This window comes from Salinibacterium sp. TMP30 (assembly GCF_038397785.1).
GTDB lineage: Bacteria > Actinomycetota > Actinomycetes > Actinomycetales > Microbacteriaceae > Rhodoglobus.
The window spans coordinates 1147052-1163245 of record NZ_CP151642.1 but is presented as its reverse complement, the minus strand read 5'-3'; the positions used below and the strand labels follow the sequence as shown (position 1 = coordinate 1163245).

Here is a 16194-nt window from a genome sequence, read left to right as displayed (position 1 = left end):
CTTTCGTTGCATCAATGAGTATTCAATGCGTAGTTCAATAAACTTACTATTACCTTGGCTCGATACAAAAAATTTGCTTTTATAACAATGCGGTCTGGCACTTGCCGGCTCAATAGTAATACTGTAAAACTATTGCTGGATCAGTGTCGATACAAATGTTTGGAGCAGTCAGTGGCTTTCTCGCCCCATTTCAACAACGTTGCGGTCTTCGCTGCCGACCCTCGAGACGCCGTGGTGTTCGAGAACGGATGGTCGTCTTTCAGCCCGTCGGGTTTCTATACTGCCGACCAAACCTCGCCTCGGCCGACACAAAGTCTCTGGCAGATGACGACCTTCCGCCCTGACCGTCCCGGGCCGGCGTCGGGATTTCAGGGAGAAGGCTTGTTGGCGTTGACCGTGCATGGAGAGCACCACATTTTTTCCGCACCGGATCCACGTGTGAACTGCCCAAGCATTCGTCTTGAAGTGGAAGCTGGCGCACTCGTCGTAACAGCAGACGGCGAAGTTGAACATAATGTGGACCAAAAAGGCGGAAGCCTAGAGTCGGCTCTGGCACGCTGGGCGGATCAACTCGCAGCCAAGCTCGCTGTTTCTTTCGCGGCAGAATACCCCACCGTTTGGTGCCCGTGGTACCAATACTTCACAGAGCTCACCGAGTCTGACATGTACGAAAACATTGATGCTATCGATGCCCACAATCTGCCGATCGAAGTCATAGGCGTCGACGACGCGTTTCAGAAAGAGATTGGCGATTGGACGACGCTTTCGAGTCGCTTCTCTTCGCTCCCCGATCTTGTCAAACGGATCCACGCGTCCAACCGACGCGCAGGAGTCTGGATCGCCCCATTCTGGGTTGGAGCACGCTCTGAACTTTTCGAGAAGCATCCTGAATGGTTGCTCCACGACGGTGAGGGCGAATTGGTTTGGGCAGGCAACAACTGGGATCAGGATCTATTTTCGCTCGACGTGAGCCACCCGGGAGCCAAGAGCTATCTCGTAGATGTTTTCCAGACTTGGCGAGGACACGGTTTTGACTATTTCAAACTCGACTTCCTCTTCGCTGGACTGCTCCCGGGCCAACGCCACCAGCAGATCAACGAGTACGAGCATTACCAACTCGCCGTTTCAACAATTCGAGAGGCAGTCGGTAGCGACGCCACACTTCTAGGCTGCGGAGCACCACTACTACCCAGTGTCGGGTTGTTCGACGGAATGCGCGTGAGCTGTGATATCGATACACGCTTTACACACTCAAGCGGCGATATCAGCCAGCCATCTCAGAGCGGAGCAATCTTGTCAGGACGCTCTCGGGCGTTCATGCACGGCAGATTCTGGCACAACGATCCCGATTGCCTGATCGTTCGACCAGGGGTTGAACACCGCGAGCAGTGGGCATCCCACATCGCAGAATTCTCCGGTGTTCGCGCATCCAGTGATCGAATCGCCGCACTCGATGACTGGGGAATGCGTGTCACCCGTGAACTGCTTGTGACTTCGACCGGCGCGCCGCTAATCAGCTCGGAGGAAAGCATTCGATGAGCACAGAACGATGCGCGAAGTTCGCGACCATTGCTGAAATCCCGATCGATGTCAGGACCGCTCGCGTATACGAGTTCGGTTGGCAATCATGGACGCCGTCAACGGCGTACTCGATCAACGATCTCAGCTTTCGAGCCTCTACCCCGGCGAGAGCAGTAAGCGGCTACCGTGCAAACCGCCCTAAACCACTTGCGGGGTTCCAAGGCGACGGACTACTCGCGATCGAAACTGATGATTCGGGCCCTGTGACAGTCTTCGGTGCGATCGATGGACGAACCGAGGTTCCGACAATTCGGGCGACGGTGCAAGACAACAACATAGTCGTCGAATCAGACGGGGCTGTCGAGATTCAGAACTTTTCGGGTGGATTCGGCAATTCGCTCCCGTCCTTCGCTGAGAGCTATCTCGAGCGAACGGAACGGCCAAAACTTCGTGAAATTCCATCAATTTGGGCAAGCTGGTATCAATACTTCACTCGCCTCACTCAAGCCGATGTCCACGAGAATCTGGATGCGATGGATGATCTCGACCTCGACGTTGGAGTTGTTCGTCTCGACGATGCCTTCCAAGCGGGCATCGGTGATTGGTTGGAGACTTCAAGCGAATTCGGGTCGTTAGAATCACTAGTCGGTTCAGTGCTCGACCGCAACCGCATTGCCGGTCTCTGGATAGCACCACTGATCGTAGGGGCGCACAGCCGTATTTTTGAGCAGCATCCAGAATGGACCGTTCGCAACCCTGACGGCTCCCCTGTAGTCGCTCTACACAATTGGGGTCAGGACTGTTATGCACTCGATACAACCCATCCAGGGGCGCAAGATTACCTCGCGAGGGTATTCACCGCATGGCACAGTTACGGCGCACAGTACTTCATGGTCGACTTTATGTTCGCGGGTGCGCTTCCTGGGATCAGATATGACCAAGAAATCAATCCGATCACCGCATACCGTGAAGCTGTTCAGCGGATCCGCTCAAACATCGGAAGTTCATATCTACAAGGCTGCGGAGCACCGATGTTTCCATCCATCGGCTTATTCGACACGATGCGAGTTGCGCCGGACGTCGATCTAACGTGGGCGGCCGCGGGCAATGATCTTTCGCGGCCCGGGTTGCGATCCGCGGCCGTGTCGACGGCAGGTCGCGCCTTTACCCATGGCCGCTTTTGGGTAAACGATCCTGACTGTTTTATGGTTCGACCGGGAATCGAACGTCGCGATGATTGGGCGAATATTGTCGAAAAGTTCAGCGGCGTTCGAATATCTAGCGATCGCTTGAGAGACCTCGACCGGTGGGGGTTGAATCGCACCCGCTCACTACTTCAACCAGCAACGCCAACCACGCTGGGCAATGACGACTTATTCAGCCATTACCCATGAGTTCAAAAACCAACCGCACACAGATATACACACCAAGGAGATGAATCGATGAAGAATGCAACACAACGCACAACCACGGCAGTCGCCGTCGCGAGTGTGCTGGCTCTCGGGCTAGCGGGCTGCGTCGGCCAAGGCGGTCCGAACACCGCATCGGGAGGCGATGGCAGCGCGCAAGTTCCTGCGGAATTCTGCGCTAGCCAAAACGCCGACCCCACAGGCGTCGCCGACCTTGTCAAGGATGAAAGCATCACCGCCGATCTGAAATTCTGGGGCTGGTACAACATCGTGCCACAGGCAGTACTCGATGACTTCCACGAGATCTACCCAAACATCAACGTGGAGTTCACTGACTTTAACACCAGTGATACGCACACGAAACTTGCCACTTCGCTTGCGGGCGGCTCAGGCGCTCCCGATATGTCAATGGTTCAAGATCGTGACGCTCCCCGCTTCTACGACCTCCCACTCCTCGACCTCTCTGAGTGCCTTGCTCCATACAAGGATACGTTCCCCGAATTCAAATGGGACAAAATTACGACACCAGCGGGGAACCAGCAGGCAGTTCCGTGGGAAGCTGATGCTGGAGTGCTTGTATATCGCACAGACTTGTTCGACGAATACGGCATCGACCCAAGCTCCATCGAAACCTGGGACGACTACATCGCCGCCGGCGAGAAGATCGATGAAGCGTCCGGTGGTAAAACCAAGATGCTCATGTCTCTTCCTATCGCAAATGACAACGGTATCGCTGGACACGTAATGAGTGACTTCAACATGATGCTGAACGAGCAGGGAGGACAGTACTTCAACGAGGACGGGGAACCTGCGCTTGCTTCACCCGAAGGTGAACGCGCGCTGGATTTGATTCGCGAGTTCCGCGAAGCCGGCATCACGCTCAATGACGTAGCTTCCGGGCAAGCCGAGAAGGTTGCGTTCGAGAATGACGAGGTCGCAACGATCCTCCAGCAGGCTTCGGTCTCGTTTGGGCTCAAGGGCTCGCTCGCAGACATGTCAGGAAAATGGGGCGTAATGCCACTCCCGGCATTCGATGAAGGCGGCACGCGCGGTGCGATTCGAGGCGGCACCAGTTTAGCAATCCCGGCCCAATCGACGAACCCGGAAGCCGCGTGGAAATTCCTCGAGTTCTGGCTACTCCGCGTCGATTCACGCTGGACAAACTACGAAACAGGAGGCCTCGTAGAGAACCTATTCCTCCCCGCGGCGGAAGACCCCCGCTTCACTGCAGGAGACGACTACTTCGGTGGTCAGCCGTTCCTGCAAATCGTGATTGATTCTGCACGAGAAGCTCCGCAGTTCAACGAAAACATCAAGACAAACCAGCTGGAAAGCTCGTTCAAACAGAATGTTCGAGACTTCCTGGCCGGCGAAGGTGATTCTTCGTCGCTCCTCGAGACAGTTGCGAACGAGACCAAGCAAGCTCAGTAAGCAGTAGTCGGAGCGCCCAGCCGCGGTGCGAGCCAGAACCCGCACCGCGGCTGGGTATCCACTATACGATTCTCGAAACCGAAGAGAAGAAAGACAATGATGACGACTGCAATACGCCCGAAGCGGGCCCGATCACGAACCCATAAAATTGGGTATCTTTTCATCGCACCCTTCTTGCTCGTTTTCCTCGTCTTCCAGTTGGGCGCGACGATCGGCTCGTTTGGCATATCGTTAACAAACTGGAAGGGAGCATCAGGCGGTCAATTCGTCGGTCTCTCGAACTACGCCGCCCTTTTCGCCGACGCAGACTTTCTCTCTGCTCTCGGGCATACATTGGTCGTCTGGATCGTTACCGTACCCATACTCAGCTTTGGAGCGCTCCTCCTCGCGCACCTACTGAACCTCAGGGCAACACGCGCAAAGAGCTTGCTTCGGACACTGTTCTTCCTGCCAGTGCTCCCCCCGCTCGTCGTCGTTGGTGTCCTCTTTCTTCTACTTCTTGACCCTGTCTTCGGACTACCGAACATCTTTCTCCAGGCAATCGGACTTCCCGCAATCGACCTAAGGAACGATCCGAACGTTGCTCTGCCGGTGCTATCGGTGGTAATTATTTGGAGATGGCTGGGATACAACATGACCATTCACTTAGCTGCGTTGCAAACGCTTCCGACAGAAGTTCTCGAATCCGCCAAAGTGGATGGCGTTAATGCGTGGCAACTCTTCTGGCACATCGTCGTTCCCATGTCTAAGCCCACTCTGATTTTTACCGCCGTGATGTCAAGTATCGGAACGTTCAACCTCTTCGACGAGCCTTACGTCCTTTTTGGGCCAGAGGCAGGGCCCAACCAAGCGGGGTTGATGCTCGGAACCTACATGTTTAGGCAGGGGTTTGTGTTCTTTAATTTGGGATACGCCTCTGCAATTGCTTACACCGTGGCGATCATCGTTCTGATCATCACGATCATCCAGCTGAGAGTGACTCGAAATGACTGAGACCCGCCATATCGCACAAGACAAAACGCCCCGTCGCGCCACCGCAACTCCCCCTGGTTGGTCACGGCACAAACTTCGACGTCGAATTCTTTCACTTGTGAACAATGGGTGGCTTTGGGTGGGGGCAATCCTAACGGTGTTCCCGATCTACTGGCTGATCAGTACGTCGTTCGTGCCGAAGGAAGACATCCTTAACGCCGAACAGAAGCTATTCCCCGACATCTTCACCTGGGAGAACTACGCTCTAGTACTCGCTAATTCTGAGTTCTGGCCGTCATTCCGGAACAGCATGATCGTCTCCCTCGTGGTGACCGTTGTCGGCGCATATGTAGCGACTCTTGCGGGCTACGCCTTCGCCAAGCTTCACTTCCGAGGAAGGGACGTCTTGTTCAAGTTGGTCTTGGCCTCCATGATGATTCCATTCATGGTGTCTTTGACGACAAACTATGTAATTATCAGCAATCTCGGCCTCCTCAATACCCTCCTCGCGGTGATCCTGCCGCAGCTAGCCCCAGCGTTCGGAATCTTCTGGATGCGGCAATTCATTCAAACCGCTGTCGCAGACGAACTCATCGAAGCCGCAAGAATTGACGGCGCCTCAGAGATTCGAGCCTTTCGCTCGATCGTATTGCCAATTCTGCGACCAGGTATCGCAGGACTCATGATCTGGCTCTTCCTCTCAAGCTGGACACAACTACTGCTCCCGTTGACGTATCTTCTAGACGAAAAGACATACCCGCTGTTCATTAACTCTCTGCGCACGTTCCCAGCAATTCCCGTGACTCACCTGCTGATTGCGGCATCAGTACTCTCGATGATTCCCATCGTGCTCCTTTACGTATTCGCTCAGAAGTCCTTCGTTTCCGGGCTGAGCGCGGGTGCGATCAAAGGGTGATCACGTGGCGGGGTCAAGCCCGAGGTAGTATCCGCCTTGTTAGGCTCAACTGAACAGCGAAGATATCGGAGCACCATTGATCCCTTTCATTGAAAGCCAGCAAGTTGGTGAGCATGGAACCATCCACCGGAAACTCGATTCGAACAGTTCAGTATTGCGGTCGTTTCGGGGCCTTCACGGGCAAGTGATTGAAGGAGTCGGCGAAGCGATTGGTGCTGGACGAATTCCGATAGGTGCGCAGCTCGTTCCGGAATCAATAGCTATTGAATCGAAAACATCAAGAGCATTGGTGCGGGAGGCCCTCCGAGTACTCCAGTCGAAAGGTCTTGTAATTGCGAGGCCCCGCACGGGTACCCGCGTGCGTCCGGTCAGTGAATGGGATTTGCTCGACCCCGATGTCATCCGGTGGCGGGCTGGAGGAATCGAATCCGCAAAACAGCTCCGAGAACTCCTTGATTTGCGTGGCGCTATTGAGCCGCTTGCTGCCCGCCACGCGGCACGGGCGACGACGCCAGCTCATCTCCACAAGCTCCAAACTGCGGTGGACGCTATGGCAGTTGCCGTAGCGCGATCAGATTGGAATGCATTCACGGACGCTGACGTCGAATTCCATCGCGGACTTCTCGAAGCCGGAGGCAACCAGATTGTTGGCCAGCTAGCAGGCCCAATCGAGTCAGCATTGCGCGTGAGGCACGCACTCAATCTCATCCCTCACGAACTCACCGCCGGAGTCGTCGCGTCACATCAGTCGATCGTTGACGCGATTGTAGATCAGGATGTGCTGCGTAGCGAACTGGCGTCACGTCGAATAGTGGATGTCGCTGGAGCTGAAGTGATCTCTGCCCTCCTGTCTCGGGACTGACATGCCGACTCTGTGCATTGAAAATGGGAGCCTAAAATGCGAAGCGAACCCAGCAAAGATGCAATATCGCACACTGGGCATCACGAGAAGGCACTATTTGGCTGCGTCGTAGCGATCGACCACCGCGAGGGTAAGCGGGAACGTTACCGGCAGCGCACCAAACAACAGGCGCCCAGCTTCTTGAGCAGCCTCAGCCACGAGCGCAGCCACGGCGTCGGCGGATTCCACCGGGGCATGAATAACCACTTCATCGTGCAGGAAGAAAACGAGGTGTGCCGAGTCGGTGAACCACGTGCCATCGGCGAATGCATCCAATCGAATCCGGATGCTTGCCATCCAACACAATGCCCACTCTGCCGCCGTGCCCTGCACAATGAAGTTGCGGGTGAACCGGCCCCACGAGCGGCCCCGCTCCCGCGCCGCGGACCGCTGCGCCGGAGTCAGTGACTCGTCGTACGTGCCTATGTCGGCGCCTCGTGGTGAGCTTCGACCAAGCTGGGTGGAGACAACTTCTCCGCGCTCCCCCGCTCTCGCAGCATCCTCCACCATCCGGATCGCCCGCGGGTAGGCGCGAGCAAGCTTCGGCATGAGCCTGCCACTCTCGCCGGTTGTTGCCCCATACATCGCACCCAGCATTGCGAGCTTGGCTTGAGCACGCGTTTCAACGGCGCCACTGGCAACGATTCCTTCGTAGAGGTCTCCAGATGCTCCAGCCTCAACCATGCCTCGGTCTGCAGACATGGCGGCGAGAATGCGCGGCTCAAGTTGTGACGCATCAGCTACAACTAACTTCCAGCCTGAATCGGGAATCACAGCACCACGAATCAGATGAGGTAGCTGAAGTGCGCCTCCCCCGCTGGTTGCCCACCGCCCGGTGACCACTCCACCCGGAACGTAATCGGGGCGAAACCGGCCATCATGCACCCATGCGTCGAGCCAGTTCCAGCCGTTAGCGGCAAGCAAGCGGGACAGTTTCTTGAATTCCAACAGTGGCTCGATTGCCGGATGTTTCAGTTGCTTTAGCTCCCAGGCACGCGTTGAGCTGGTCTGAATTCCGGCCACATTAAGGGCCCGGAGTAGGTCGTTCGGCGAATCGGGGTTGAGCTGTGGGGCGTCAAGGAGAGAGCGGATTTGCTCAGCCAGGTACTGGAGTTTGCTCGGTCGATCGCCCTCGACCGTCGGTCGCGAACCGAGCATCTCCGTGAGGATCACGTCGTGTGCGGTGACGCTCCACGGCAAACCGGCGAAACGCATCTCTGCAGCGATGAGGGCACCAACCGATTCCGCTGCGAGCAGTCGCGCAAGGCGAGAGGAATCGGCAGACTGTGCCAGTGCAACCCGCTGACGCTCAAACTCGGCCAGTACCTCTAAAGGGTCGACCGCAGGGCGAACGTGTGGTTGCTCAAAATCGAACAGTGTGGAGTGGGCAGGGGTGGGCCGCCCCTCGAGTGGCGAAAGTAATCCCGATCCGAGCGCATCCCACGCCCCAGCTTCGGACTGGGCTAACTCAGAAGACTGACTCAGCGCGGAGTTGCGCAAAATCGTGTGGCACAGTCGTAGGTCAAAACAGCGCTGAATTCGAACCCGCGATCTCAGCAGTTCGGGATACCACTCAGCGGTATCGTGCCACACCCAGCGTGGATGCTCTGGCTCGTGTTCGGCGACAAACCGCGGCAGACCGTTCACGGCGTGTTCCGAGACATGGACGCCCTCAGAGGTCACACGCGTTGCCATCACTTGGGCGCCAACGCGAGAGAGGACTATGAACACGTCACTAGTCTGCCCTGCACCGCCGACGCTGCCGCACTGGATTGGTTCGTGGCGTCGTAGTTCGCAGCGTCCTGGTCCGTGGCATAACGCTGCGAGCTAACCGCTGGCACCTGATCGACGCTGATCAAGCGCCAACATTATGACCGGTTAGCCCGCAGTGTCGTCAGGCGGCGTTTTCTTGCTGTTGCTCAACGAGATAGCTGCTGTAAGCACTCAGGGTGAGGAATGTGGGGAATTCCTCCTCGAGCGTCACTTCGCGGAACACTGCGGCAGCATCGTCGAAACGATCGCCGTCAGTGCGCACAACCCCGGCGAGTACCTCGTCGAGCTCGGCCTCGATACGACGGTGCGTGATGGCCGTACCCTCAGCAGTGACAACGCACTGGTGCATCCACTGCCACAGCTGGCTTCGGCTGATCTCGGCAGTTGCCGCATCTTCCATGAGGTTGTCGATTGCTGCGGCTCCGACACCGCGCAACCAGCTTTCGATGTAGCGCACGGCAATGGAGACGTTCGACCGCACTCCAGCATCCGTCACTGAACCGTCAATGCGCAAGTTGAGCAGATCTTCCGCAGTCACGTGCACGTCATCACGTAAACGGTCAACCTGATTGGGTCGCTCCCCTAACACTGCGTCGAACTCTGCACGAGCTGTGTCGATGAGATCGGGATGCGCAACCCAGGTGCCATCGAAGCCGTCGGTGGCTTCTCGGCGCTTGTCCCGGGTTACCGCATCCAACGCTCGAGCGGTCACCTCGGGGTCCCGACGGTTCGGAATGAACGCACTCATGCCTCCAATGGCATGCGCTCCCCGCTTGTGGCAGGTTGCCACCAGCAGCTCGGTGTACGCCCGCATGAACGGCACTGTCATGGTAATGGCAGCACGATCAGGAAGAACGAAATTCGCTCCACGCCCGCGGAAGTTCTTAATGATCGAGAAGATGTAATCCCAGCGGCCGGCATTGAGCCCAGCGCAGTGTTCCCGCAGCTCGTACAAGATCTCATCCATCTCGAACGCAGCAGGAATAGTCTCGATCAGCACTGTCGCGCGGATGGTACCGTGCTGAATGTTGAGGGCGTTCTCTGCGAACGTGAACACGTCATCCCACAGTCGCGCTTCAAGATGATTCTCAATTTTGGCGATGTAGAAGTACGGACCACTGCCGCGCTCGATCAGTTCGTGCGCGTTATGGAATATGTAGAGCCCGAAATCAACGAGCGAACCGGAAGCCGGTGTGCGCAGCCCAGCACGGTCGGTGTACCGCAGGTGCTTTTCTACCAGGTGCCATCCTCGTGGGCGCATCACGATCGTCGGAGTTTCCTCCCCCAGCGCGTAGCTTTTGCCCTCGGGAGTCGTGAAGTCGATCTGTCGGCGGATCGCATCGTGGAGGTTGACCTGCCCACCGATTACGTTCTGCCACGTCGGGCTCGTGGCGTCCTCTTGATCGGCGAGCCACACCTTGGCACCCGAGTTCATGGCGTTAATCGTCATCTTGCGGTCCGTTGGACCCGTGATCTCAACGCGACGATCATGCAAGCCGGGGCCCGCACCGGCAACACGCCAGCTGGGGTCTTCACGAATGGCTGCCGTCTCGGGCAAAAAGCGCAGGTTGCGGCCATTGGTTATGTGCTTGCGCGACTCCATGCGTGCTGCAAGGCGGTCGTGCCGACGCCCGGCGAACTGGTCGTGCAGTCGAGTAAGAAAGTGCAGCGCTTCCGGTGTGAGGATCTCACTAAATCGGTCCTGCGATTCAGCGATCGGTTCCATTCTGCGAGTAGTCATTAGATGTCCTTAGAAAATTGTTGGTGTGTTAAGCGACGTGAGGATGGGTTCGGCTGGTTTAGTGAAACTGAGCGGTTTCGGTGCTTCCGACCAGTGCGAGCGTTTCGCTCGTGGGGTTGAGAGCGGTCGCGATGCGATCGAAGTACCCCGTTCCGACCTCGCGCTGGTGGCGCGTTGCCGTGTAGCCGTCTTTTTCTGACGCGAACTCTGCCTCTTGCAGTTCCACATAGGCACTCATGTGACGCTCGCTGTAGCCCTTGGCAAGGGTGTACATCGAGTGGTTAAGGGCGTGGAATCCGGCGAGGGTGATGAACTGGAAGGCATAACCCATTGCGGCAAGCTCGCGCTGGAACGTCGCGATCTGGGCATCGTCGAGGTGACGCTTCCAGTTGAACGATGGCGAGCAGTTGTAGGCAAGTTTCTTGCCCGGGAACTCCTGGTGGATGCTCTCCGCAAAGGTCCGTGCCAACTCTAGGTCTGGCTTTGCGCTCTCCACCCACAGCAGATCTGCGTAGGGCGCGTAGGCGTGGCCGCGACTGAGAACGGTCTCAATGCCCGGGGTCGTGCGATAGAAACCATCACTTGTTCGCTCGCCGGTGAGGAATGGCTTGTCTCGGTCATCCACATCGTTGGTGATGAGGTCGGCAGCGAGCGAGTCGGTGCGAGCGATGATGATGCTTGAAACCCCAGCAACGTCGGCAGCAAGTCGTGCCGCATTGAGAGTGCGAACGTGCTGAGCGGTAGGGATCAGCACTTTGCCGCCCATGTGGCCACACTTCTTTTCTGAGGCGAGCTGGTCTTCCCAGTGAACTCCGGCAGCTCCGGCCTCGATCATCGATGACATAAGTTCGTAAGCGTTGAGCGGCCCACCAAAACCGGCCTCAGCATCCGCGACGATCGGTGCCATCCAATCAGTGGCGGGTGCACCGAACTCCGCGGTTTCGATCTGGTCGGCCCGCAGGAGTGCGTTGTTGATGCGGCGAACCACCGCAGGAACACTGTTTACCGGGTAAAGGCTTTGGTCGGGGTAGGTCTGACCGGAGAGGTTGGCGTCGGCGGCAACCTGCCATCCACTCAGGTAGATCGCTTCGAGTCCTGCCCGAACCTGCTGCACCGCCTGATTGCCCGTGAGTGCGCCGAGCGCGGCAACCCATTCTGTGTCGTCACGTTGGATGAGGTTCCAGAGGTTCTCGGCTCCGCGACGTGCGAGGGTGTGGTCTTCTCGGACGCTTCCGCGGAGGGCGATGACGTCTTCGGCGCTGAAGTCGCGGTCGATACCGTTCCAGCGGGCATCCGTCTTCCACTCGGTTTCGAGTTCGGCTGCGGTCTGAAGCTGGTCGCCTGGGCGGCTGTTCGTCATGGTGTTCTCCTCGGTCGGTTCGTCAGTGCATCAGTGCATCAGTGCATCAGTGCATCAGTGCATCAGTGCTGCGTTTCTTCGACTCTGGGGGCTTTAGACTGGTTCTTAACCTGTTTTTCGGGCAGAATTATTGTTATTCTTCTGTTTTTCAGCAGAAGGCCGTCACGGAGGACGTAACGATGACCCCACGCTCGCTCGCGCAGGCAGACGATGAGGACATGCTCGATTCCCTCACTGTTGGCCGCCGCATCCGTCAACTACGCAACGATCGCGGACTTACCCTCGATGACCTCGGTGCCGCGCTCAATCGCGCCGCCTCGCAGGTATCGGTGATAGAGAACGGGAAGCGTGAGCTGAAGCTCAGCGAACTTCAAAAATTGGCGCGCATCTTTGATGTGAGCGTCGACGACTTACTCAATCGCGAACCGCCGTCGCGTCGTGCCGCCTTAGAGATTGCCCTTGAGCGCGCGCAGCGTGGCCCGCTCTATTCAGCACTGGCACTACCCGATTTGCCCGTACGCAAGACGCTGAGCGATGAAGCCATCGAAACCGTGCTCGGGCTGCACGATGAGCTACAACGCCTGCACAAAGAACGCGCCGCCACCCCTGAAGAAGCTCGACGCGCGAATACTGAACTGCGCCGCATGATGCGCAAACGCAACAACTACTTTGCCGAACTGGAAACCACTGCCCGAGAACTATTGGATGCTGTGGGCCACGCTGGCGGTCCACTCTCCCAACGGGTGGCCTCCGACCTCGCCTCGCATCTCGGGTTTTCGTTGCACTACGTGCCCGACCTGCCCGGATCCACTCGCAGCGTGACGGATCTGCGCAATGGCCGCATTTATCTACCGGTGGCGCAGGCTGAGAGCACCGACCCGCGGTCGACGCTGCTGCAGGCTCTCGCGGGCCATGTGTTAGGCATCGGTGAGCCGGCGGACTATGCCGAGTTCTTGCAGCAGCGCGTGGAGACGAACTATCTGGCTGCCGCGTTGATGGTCCCTGAGAAGACTGCGGTCGAGTTTTTGACGGCAGCCAAAGCACAGCACGAACTCTCTGTCGAAGACCTACGGGATGCGTTTGCTGTGCCGTACGAGACCGCAGCGCACCGCTTCACGAATCTCGCCACCGAACATCTGGGCATTCCCGTGCACTTCCTCAAGGTGCACGAGGGCGGCACAATCTCTAAGGCGTACGAGAATGACAGCGCCGCGTTCCCGACGGATGCTCTCGGAGCCATCGAGGGCCAGACGGTCTGCCGCAAGTGGAGTGCGCGCCAGGTGTTCGACGTCGAAGACCGCTTCAGCCCGTACCACCAGTACACGGATAAGCCGGGAGGCACCTATTGGTGCACGTCGCGCATCCAGTCGAATCACCGTGGTGATTTCTCGGTGAGTCTCGGCACACCATTTGCCTCGGCGAAGTGGTTCCGCGGACGCGACACCACCAACAGGGCGGTCTCGACGTGCCCCGACGACGGATGCTGCCGCAGCGCCCCCACGGAGCTCACTGATCGCTGGGCGAAACATTCGATCCCGAGCGCGCGTCTCAACAGTTCTCTACTCGCGGCCATGCCCACGGGAATGTACCCGGGGGTGGATTCCACCGAGGTGTTCCAGTTCTTGGAGGCGCACTCGCCTAACGCTTAGGGCACTCTCTGCGCTGACCCGCAATCCGTCGGCGGCGCGTCGGCACCGCTGCTAGTCGTGAAGCAGTGAGCCGTCTTTCTTGAGCACGTTCTTCTCGCCGGCTTCGATCGCCACCGAGAAACGATTCTGCTTGGGTGGCATGGGGCAGTTGAAGTTGTAGCTGAACGCGCAGGGCGGCAGGATCGCGAGGTTGAAGTCGAGAATGATGGTGCCGTCGGGGTTGGGCGCGACGAAGAGAAACCGACCAACGCTGTAGGTGTTTTCTCCACTGGTAGCATCCGCAAATACGAGCTGCAGAGCGCGGCCAGACTTGAACGCGGCGAGACTGTAGTCAACGCCATCCTTCTCAAAGGAGATGTCGCCCGGGATCGGCTGTTCGCGTTCTTGACCGTTGTCTTTGATGTGTTCGAAGCCGAGGGTGGTGCCCTCCGGGTTGGGGGTAAACGTTGCGGTGATGACCCAATCAGCGTTGTAGGGGTAGGCGTCGATCGTGCCAAATTCCTGGATGGCCGGAGAATTGGAGTCCCACACCCGCAGAGCGTGGTTACCTTCAGGCGCCTGAATCACGAACCCGGTCACGGTCTCGCCGAAGACGATTGCGCTAGGGTCCTCATGGCTCTTACTGCGCACCACGGCCGAGCCCTCAACGAGCACCCCATCAACCACGATTGAGTCATCGGCGGTGGCCGTTACGGTCAGGCCATCCTCGTGCGGTGCCCACGTGCCGGGAACACCCCAAATGGTCTGCTCTGCATCAACCCACTGGGTGTTAGTCAGCGCAAGGTTTCCGTTTTGTTGAACAGCGGCCTGATCGCGTCGTTCGCGAAAACGCGCGAGCTTAGCTTCGGGAGTGAGCGTAGGGGCGGCAGTGTCAGTCATAAGTCCATCCTTGTTGAAGTCGGTGATGCCAACCACCGCCGACACGGGATTATTTCAGGAAAGCCATTTCGCTTCGCTCGAACCCCACGCAATGGCGGGGGCGAGAAAAGCAGTAGGTCCACCATCGTAGTGAGCTGCCGAGACCGCGCTCGTCACGCCGTCGCGCGTCGCAACCGTGGGCGTAAACCCTGCGGACGCTGCCGGTAGGTGGCGCGGTCGACGCTGCTGCAAAAGCTCTGCCGCCAAGCGCGCAAGCGACACCTCCACAAGCCACGAATGGCCAGCATCGACTCGTCTCCGCACCGCCGTCGTGACGCCGGCAGCCAACAAATACCCTGCCGCATGGTCGAGTGCTTGAGCGGGCAAAGCGCCGGGCCGACCCGAACCATCGCCCTCTGCCACCGCAATACCGGTAGCAGCCTGCACGATACTGTCGAAGCCACGACGTTCAGCCAACGGTCCGACTGTTCCCCATGCGCTGAGGCGGCCCACGATAACTCCCGGGCGTCGCTCGGCGAGAGCCGCGGGTGAAAGACTGAACTTATCTAACGAGCCCGGGCGGTAGGCGGTGAGTACGACATCCGCGGTCTCAAGCAGGTTTTCGAAGGTGGCACGATCGGTGTTGTCACCCAGGTCGAGAAGCGCCGAGCGTTTTCCAGCGCCGGTATCGAGGTGCTGCCAGCCGATTTCGGGATGCCGCGGGCTGTCAATGCGCAGTACGTCAGCACCCCAGAGTGCAAGCGTTCGCCCTGCGACCGGGCCAGCAATGACGCGTGTGAGGTCGAGCACGCGCACACCGGCGAGGGGAGCATCGACCGTTGTTTCAGGGAGCTGAGCGGGTTGGGTGTCACTGAGTGCTGTTAACTCGACTACCGGCAATTCTGCCAAGAGCTGGGCTTGTGGATGCTCAGCCCACTGCTCGGGCGTGCGAACTACGGTCGCAACTCCCCCAGCGGCGAGGATCTGGCTCTCGACGTCAGCGGCGATCCTGGGGTGCAGGGCGCGCATGAACTCGTCAGCGTTGGTGTCATCGGCCAAGCCGAGGGCGCTCAGCAGCGCCTGACGGTGGTGTGGGTAGTTGGCGTGGGTGCGCACCCAGCCGTCGCTGCACGGCCAAAACCCGGAGAGCTCTGCCCACGCTGAGACGGGTTCGCCGTCGAGGCGAAAGTGCTTATCGCTCGTCACTGCGGTGGCGACCTTAGCGGGATCGAGTTCAACGGAAGGCACCGCGCATCCGACCCGGCGTGCCGCAAGTAGCGCGGCGGAAAACGAAGCTGCGGCGATGGCGTCGTGAACGAAACGGCCCGACGAAAGCACGCCGGTCAACGGCACCGTGGTGCCATGGTCGCGCACAAGTGCGAGGGCTGCGGCATCTTCGCCGAGGGATTGCCACGCGGCATCCAGCAAACTCATAACTTGATAGTGCCACGCCGTTAGGATTTAGACCATGGAACCTATTAGCTTCAGTTTTGGCATTGTTGGCCTGATCATCTTCATCATCACGGTCGTATCGATCGCCAAAAGCTCCAACCACGGCGTACTCGGCAAGTTCGTGTGGATCTTGGTGGCATTTTTCTTGTCGATCATTGGATCGATTTTGTGGCTGATCTTCGGTCGCGGCAAGGTGCGCAACTAAGTTATC

At 58.2% G+C, this 16194-nt stretch carries 13 protein-coding genes; 8 read left to right on the top strand and 5 right to left on the bottom strand.

The annotated features are described in order from the left end of the window. Positions 1-324 precede the first annotated feature (324 nt). The 6 genes from AADH44_RS05675 to AADH44_RS05650 all read left to right on the top strand — a co-directional run bounded on the left by AADH44_RS05675 (position 325) and on the right by AADH44_RS05650 (position 7111). A complete protein-coding gene (locus AADH44_RS05675; protein WP_341954638.1) occupies positions 325-1539 on the top strand; it encodes a glycoside hydrolase family 36 protein in 1215 nt (404 codons plus the stop codon). Further along, positions 1536-2915 (top strand): glycoside hydrolase family 36 protein, encoded by a 1380-nt coding sequence (locus AADH44_RS05670; RefSeq protein ID WP_341954636.1) that lies wholly within the window; start codon positions 1536-1538, stop codon positions 2913-2915. Before AADH44_RS05675 ends, AADH44_RS05670 begins: the two co-directional genes overlap by 4 nt. 48 nt (positions 2916-2963) lie before the next feature. Then, positions 2964-4361: a sugar ABC transporter substrate-binding protein gene (locus tag AADH44_RS05665; RefSeq protein WP_341954634.1), complete on the top strand. Its 1398-nt coding sequence runs from the start codon at positions 2964-2966 to the stop codon at positions 4359-4361. Positions 4362-4460: 99 nt separating this feature from the next. Then, positions 4461-5354: a sugar ABC transporter permease gene (locus tag AADH44_RS05660; protein ID WP_341954632.1), complete on the top strand. Its 894-nt coding sequence runs from the start codon at positions 4461-4463 to the stop codon at positions 5352-5354. Then, positions 5347-6249, top strand: coding sequence for a carbohydrate ABC transporter permease (locus AADH44_RS05655; protein ID WP_341954631.1), 903 nt, complete (start codon positions 5347-5349; stop codon positions 6247-6249). Before AADH44_RS05660 ends, AADH44_RS05655 begins: the two co-directional genes overlap by 8 nt. Before the next feature lie 76 nt (positions 6250-6325). Then, complete coding sequence (locus AADH44_RS05650) at positions 6326-7111, top strand: FCD domain-containing protein (RefSeq protein ID WP_341954630.1); 786 nt, start codon at positions 6326-6328, stop codon at positions 7109-7111. 93 nt (positions 7112-7204) lie between these two features. On the opposite strand, the gene AADH44_RS05645 is transcribed toward AADH44_RS05650, so the two are convergent. From AADH44_RS05645 to aceA, 3 genes are all read right to left on the bottom strand, one after another. Further along, positions 7205-8881 (bottom strand): bifunctional 3'-5' exonuclease/DNA polymerase, encoded by a 1677-nt coding sequence (locus AADH44_RS05645; RefSeq protein WP_341954628.1) that lies wholly within the window; start codon positions 8879-8881, stop codon positions 7205-7207. Positions 8882-9044: 163 nt separating this feature from the next. Further along, positions 9045-10664, bottom strand: coding sequence for a malate synthase A (aceB, locus tag AADH44_RS05640; RefSeq protein WP_341954627.1), 1620 nt, complete (start codon positions 10662-10664; stop codon positions 9045-9047). A gap of 58 nt (positions 10665-10722) precedes the next feature. Continuing rightward, positions 10723-12024, bottom strand: coding sequence for an isocitrate lyase (aceA, locus tag AADH44_RS05635; RefSeq protein WP_341954625.1), 1302 nt, complete (start codon positions 12022-12024; stop codon positions 10723-10725). A 179-nt stretch (positions 12025-12203) separates the two neighbouring features. Here aceA and AADH44_RS05630 point away from each other — a divergent pair, with 179 nt between their 5' ends. Then, entirely contained in the window at positions 12204-13673 is a 1470-nt protein-coding gene (locus AADH44_RS05630; protein WP_341954623.1) for a helix-turn-helix domain-containing protein, read from the top strand. A 51-nt stretch (positions 13674-13724) separates the two neighbouring features. Here the strand turns inward: AADH44_RS05630 and AADH44_RS05625 are convergent, their stop codons facing one another. Both AADH44_RS05625 and AADH44_RS05620 read right to left on the bottom strand, forming a co-directional pair. After that, positions 13725-14552: a DUF1684 domain-containing protein gene (locus AADH44_RS05625; RefSeq protein WP_341954621.1), complete on the bottom strand. Its 828-nt coding sequence runs from the start codon at positions 14550-14552 to the stop codon at positions 13725-13727. A gap of 54 nt (positions 14553-14606) precedes the next feature. Beyond that, positions 14607-15965 (bottom strand): CoA transferase, encoded by a 1359-nt coding sequence (locus tag AADH44_RS05620; protein WP_341954619.1) that lies wholly within the window; start codon positions 15963-15965, stop codon positions 14607-14609. 34 nt (positions 15966-15999) lie between these two features. Here AADH44_RS05620 and AADH44_RS05615 point away from each other — a divergent pair, with 34 nt between their 5' ends. Further along, the gene (locus AADH44_RS05615; RefSeq protein ID WP_341954617.1) at positions 16000-16188 is read left to right on the top strand and encodes a PLDc N-terminal domain-containing protein; all 189 of its coding nucleotides are present in this window, start codon (positions 16000-16002) and stop codon (positions 16186-16188) included. Positions 16189-16194 lie beyond the last annotated feature (6 nt).

Bases quoted from the DNA above. Each gene is read 5' to 3' on its own strand.
- AADH44_RS05675 (WP_341954638.1), top strand. From the start codon at position 325: ATGACGACCTTCCGCCCTGACCGTCCCGGGCCGGCGTCGGGATTTCAG.
- AADH44_RS05625 (WP_341954621.1), bottom strand. From the start codon at position 14,552: ATGACTGACACTGCCGCCCCTACGCTCACTCCCGAAGCTAAGCTCGCG.
- AADH44_RS05670 (WP_341954636.1), top strand. From the start codon at position 1,536: ATGAGCACAGAACGATGCGCGAAGTTCGCGACCATTGCTGAAATCCCG.
- aceB (WP_341954627.1), bottom strand. From the start codon at position 10,664: ATGACTACTCGCAGAATGGAACCGATCGCTGAATCGCAGGACCGATTT.
- AADH44_RS05615 (WP_341954617.1), top strand. From the start codon at position 16,000: ATGGAACCTATTAGCTTCAGTTTTGGCATTGTTGGCCTGATCATCTTC.
- AADH44_RS05665 (WP_341954634.1), top strand. From the start codon at position 2,964: ATGAAGAATGCAACACAACGCACAACCACGGCAGTCGCCGTCGCGAGT.
- AADH44_RS05655 (WP_341954631.1), top strand. From the start codon at position 5,347: ATGACTGAGACCCGCCATATCGCACAAGACAAAACGCCCCGTCGCGCC.
- aceA (WP_341954625.1), bottom strand. From the start codon at position 12,024: ATGACGAACAGCCGCCCAGGCGACCAGCTTCAGACCGCAGCCGAACTC.
- AADH44_RS05630 (WP_341954623.1), top strand. From the start codon at position 12,204: ATGACCCCACGCTCGCTCGCGCAGGCAGACGATGAGGACATGCTCGAT.
- AADH44_RS05620 (WP_341954619.1), bottom strand. From the start codon at position 15,965: ATGAGTTTGCTGGATGCCGCGTGGCAATCCCTCGGCGAAGATGCCGCA.
- AADH44_RS05660 (WP_341954632.1), top strand. From the start codon at position 4,461: ATGACGACTGCAATACGCCCGAAGCGGGCCCGATCACGAACCCATAAA.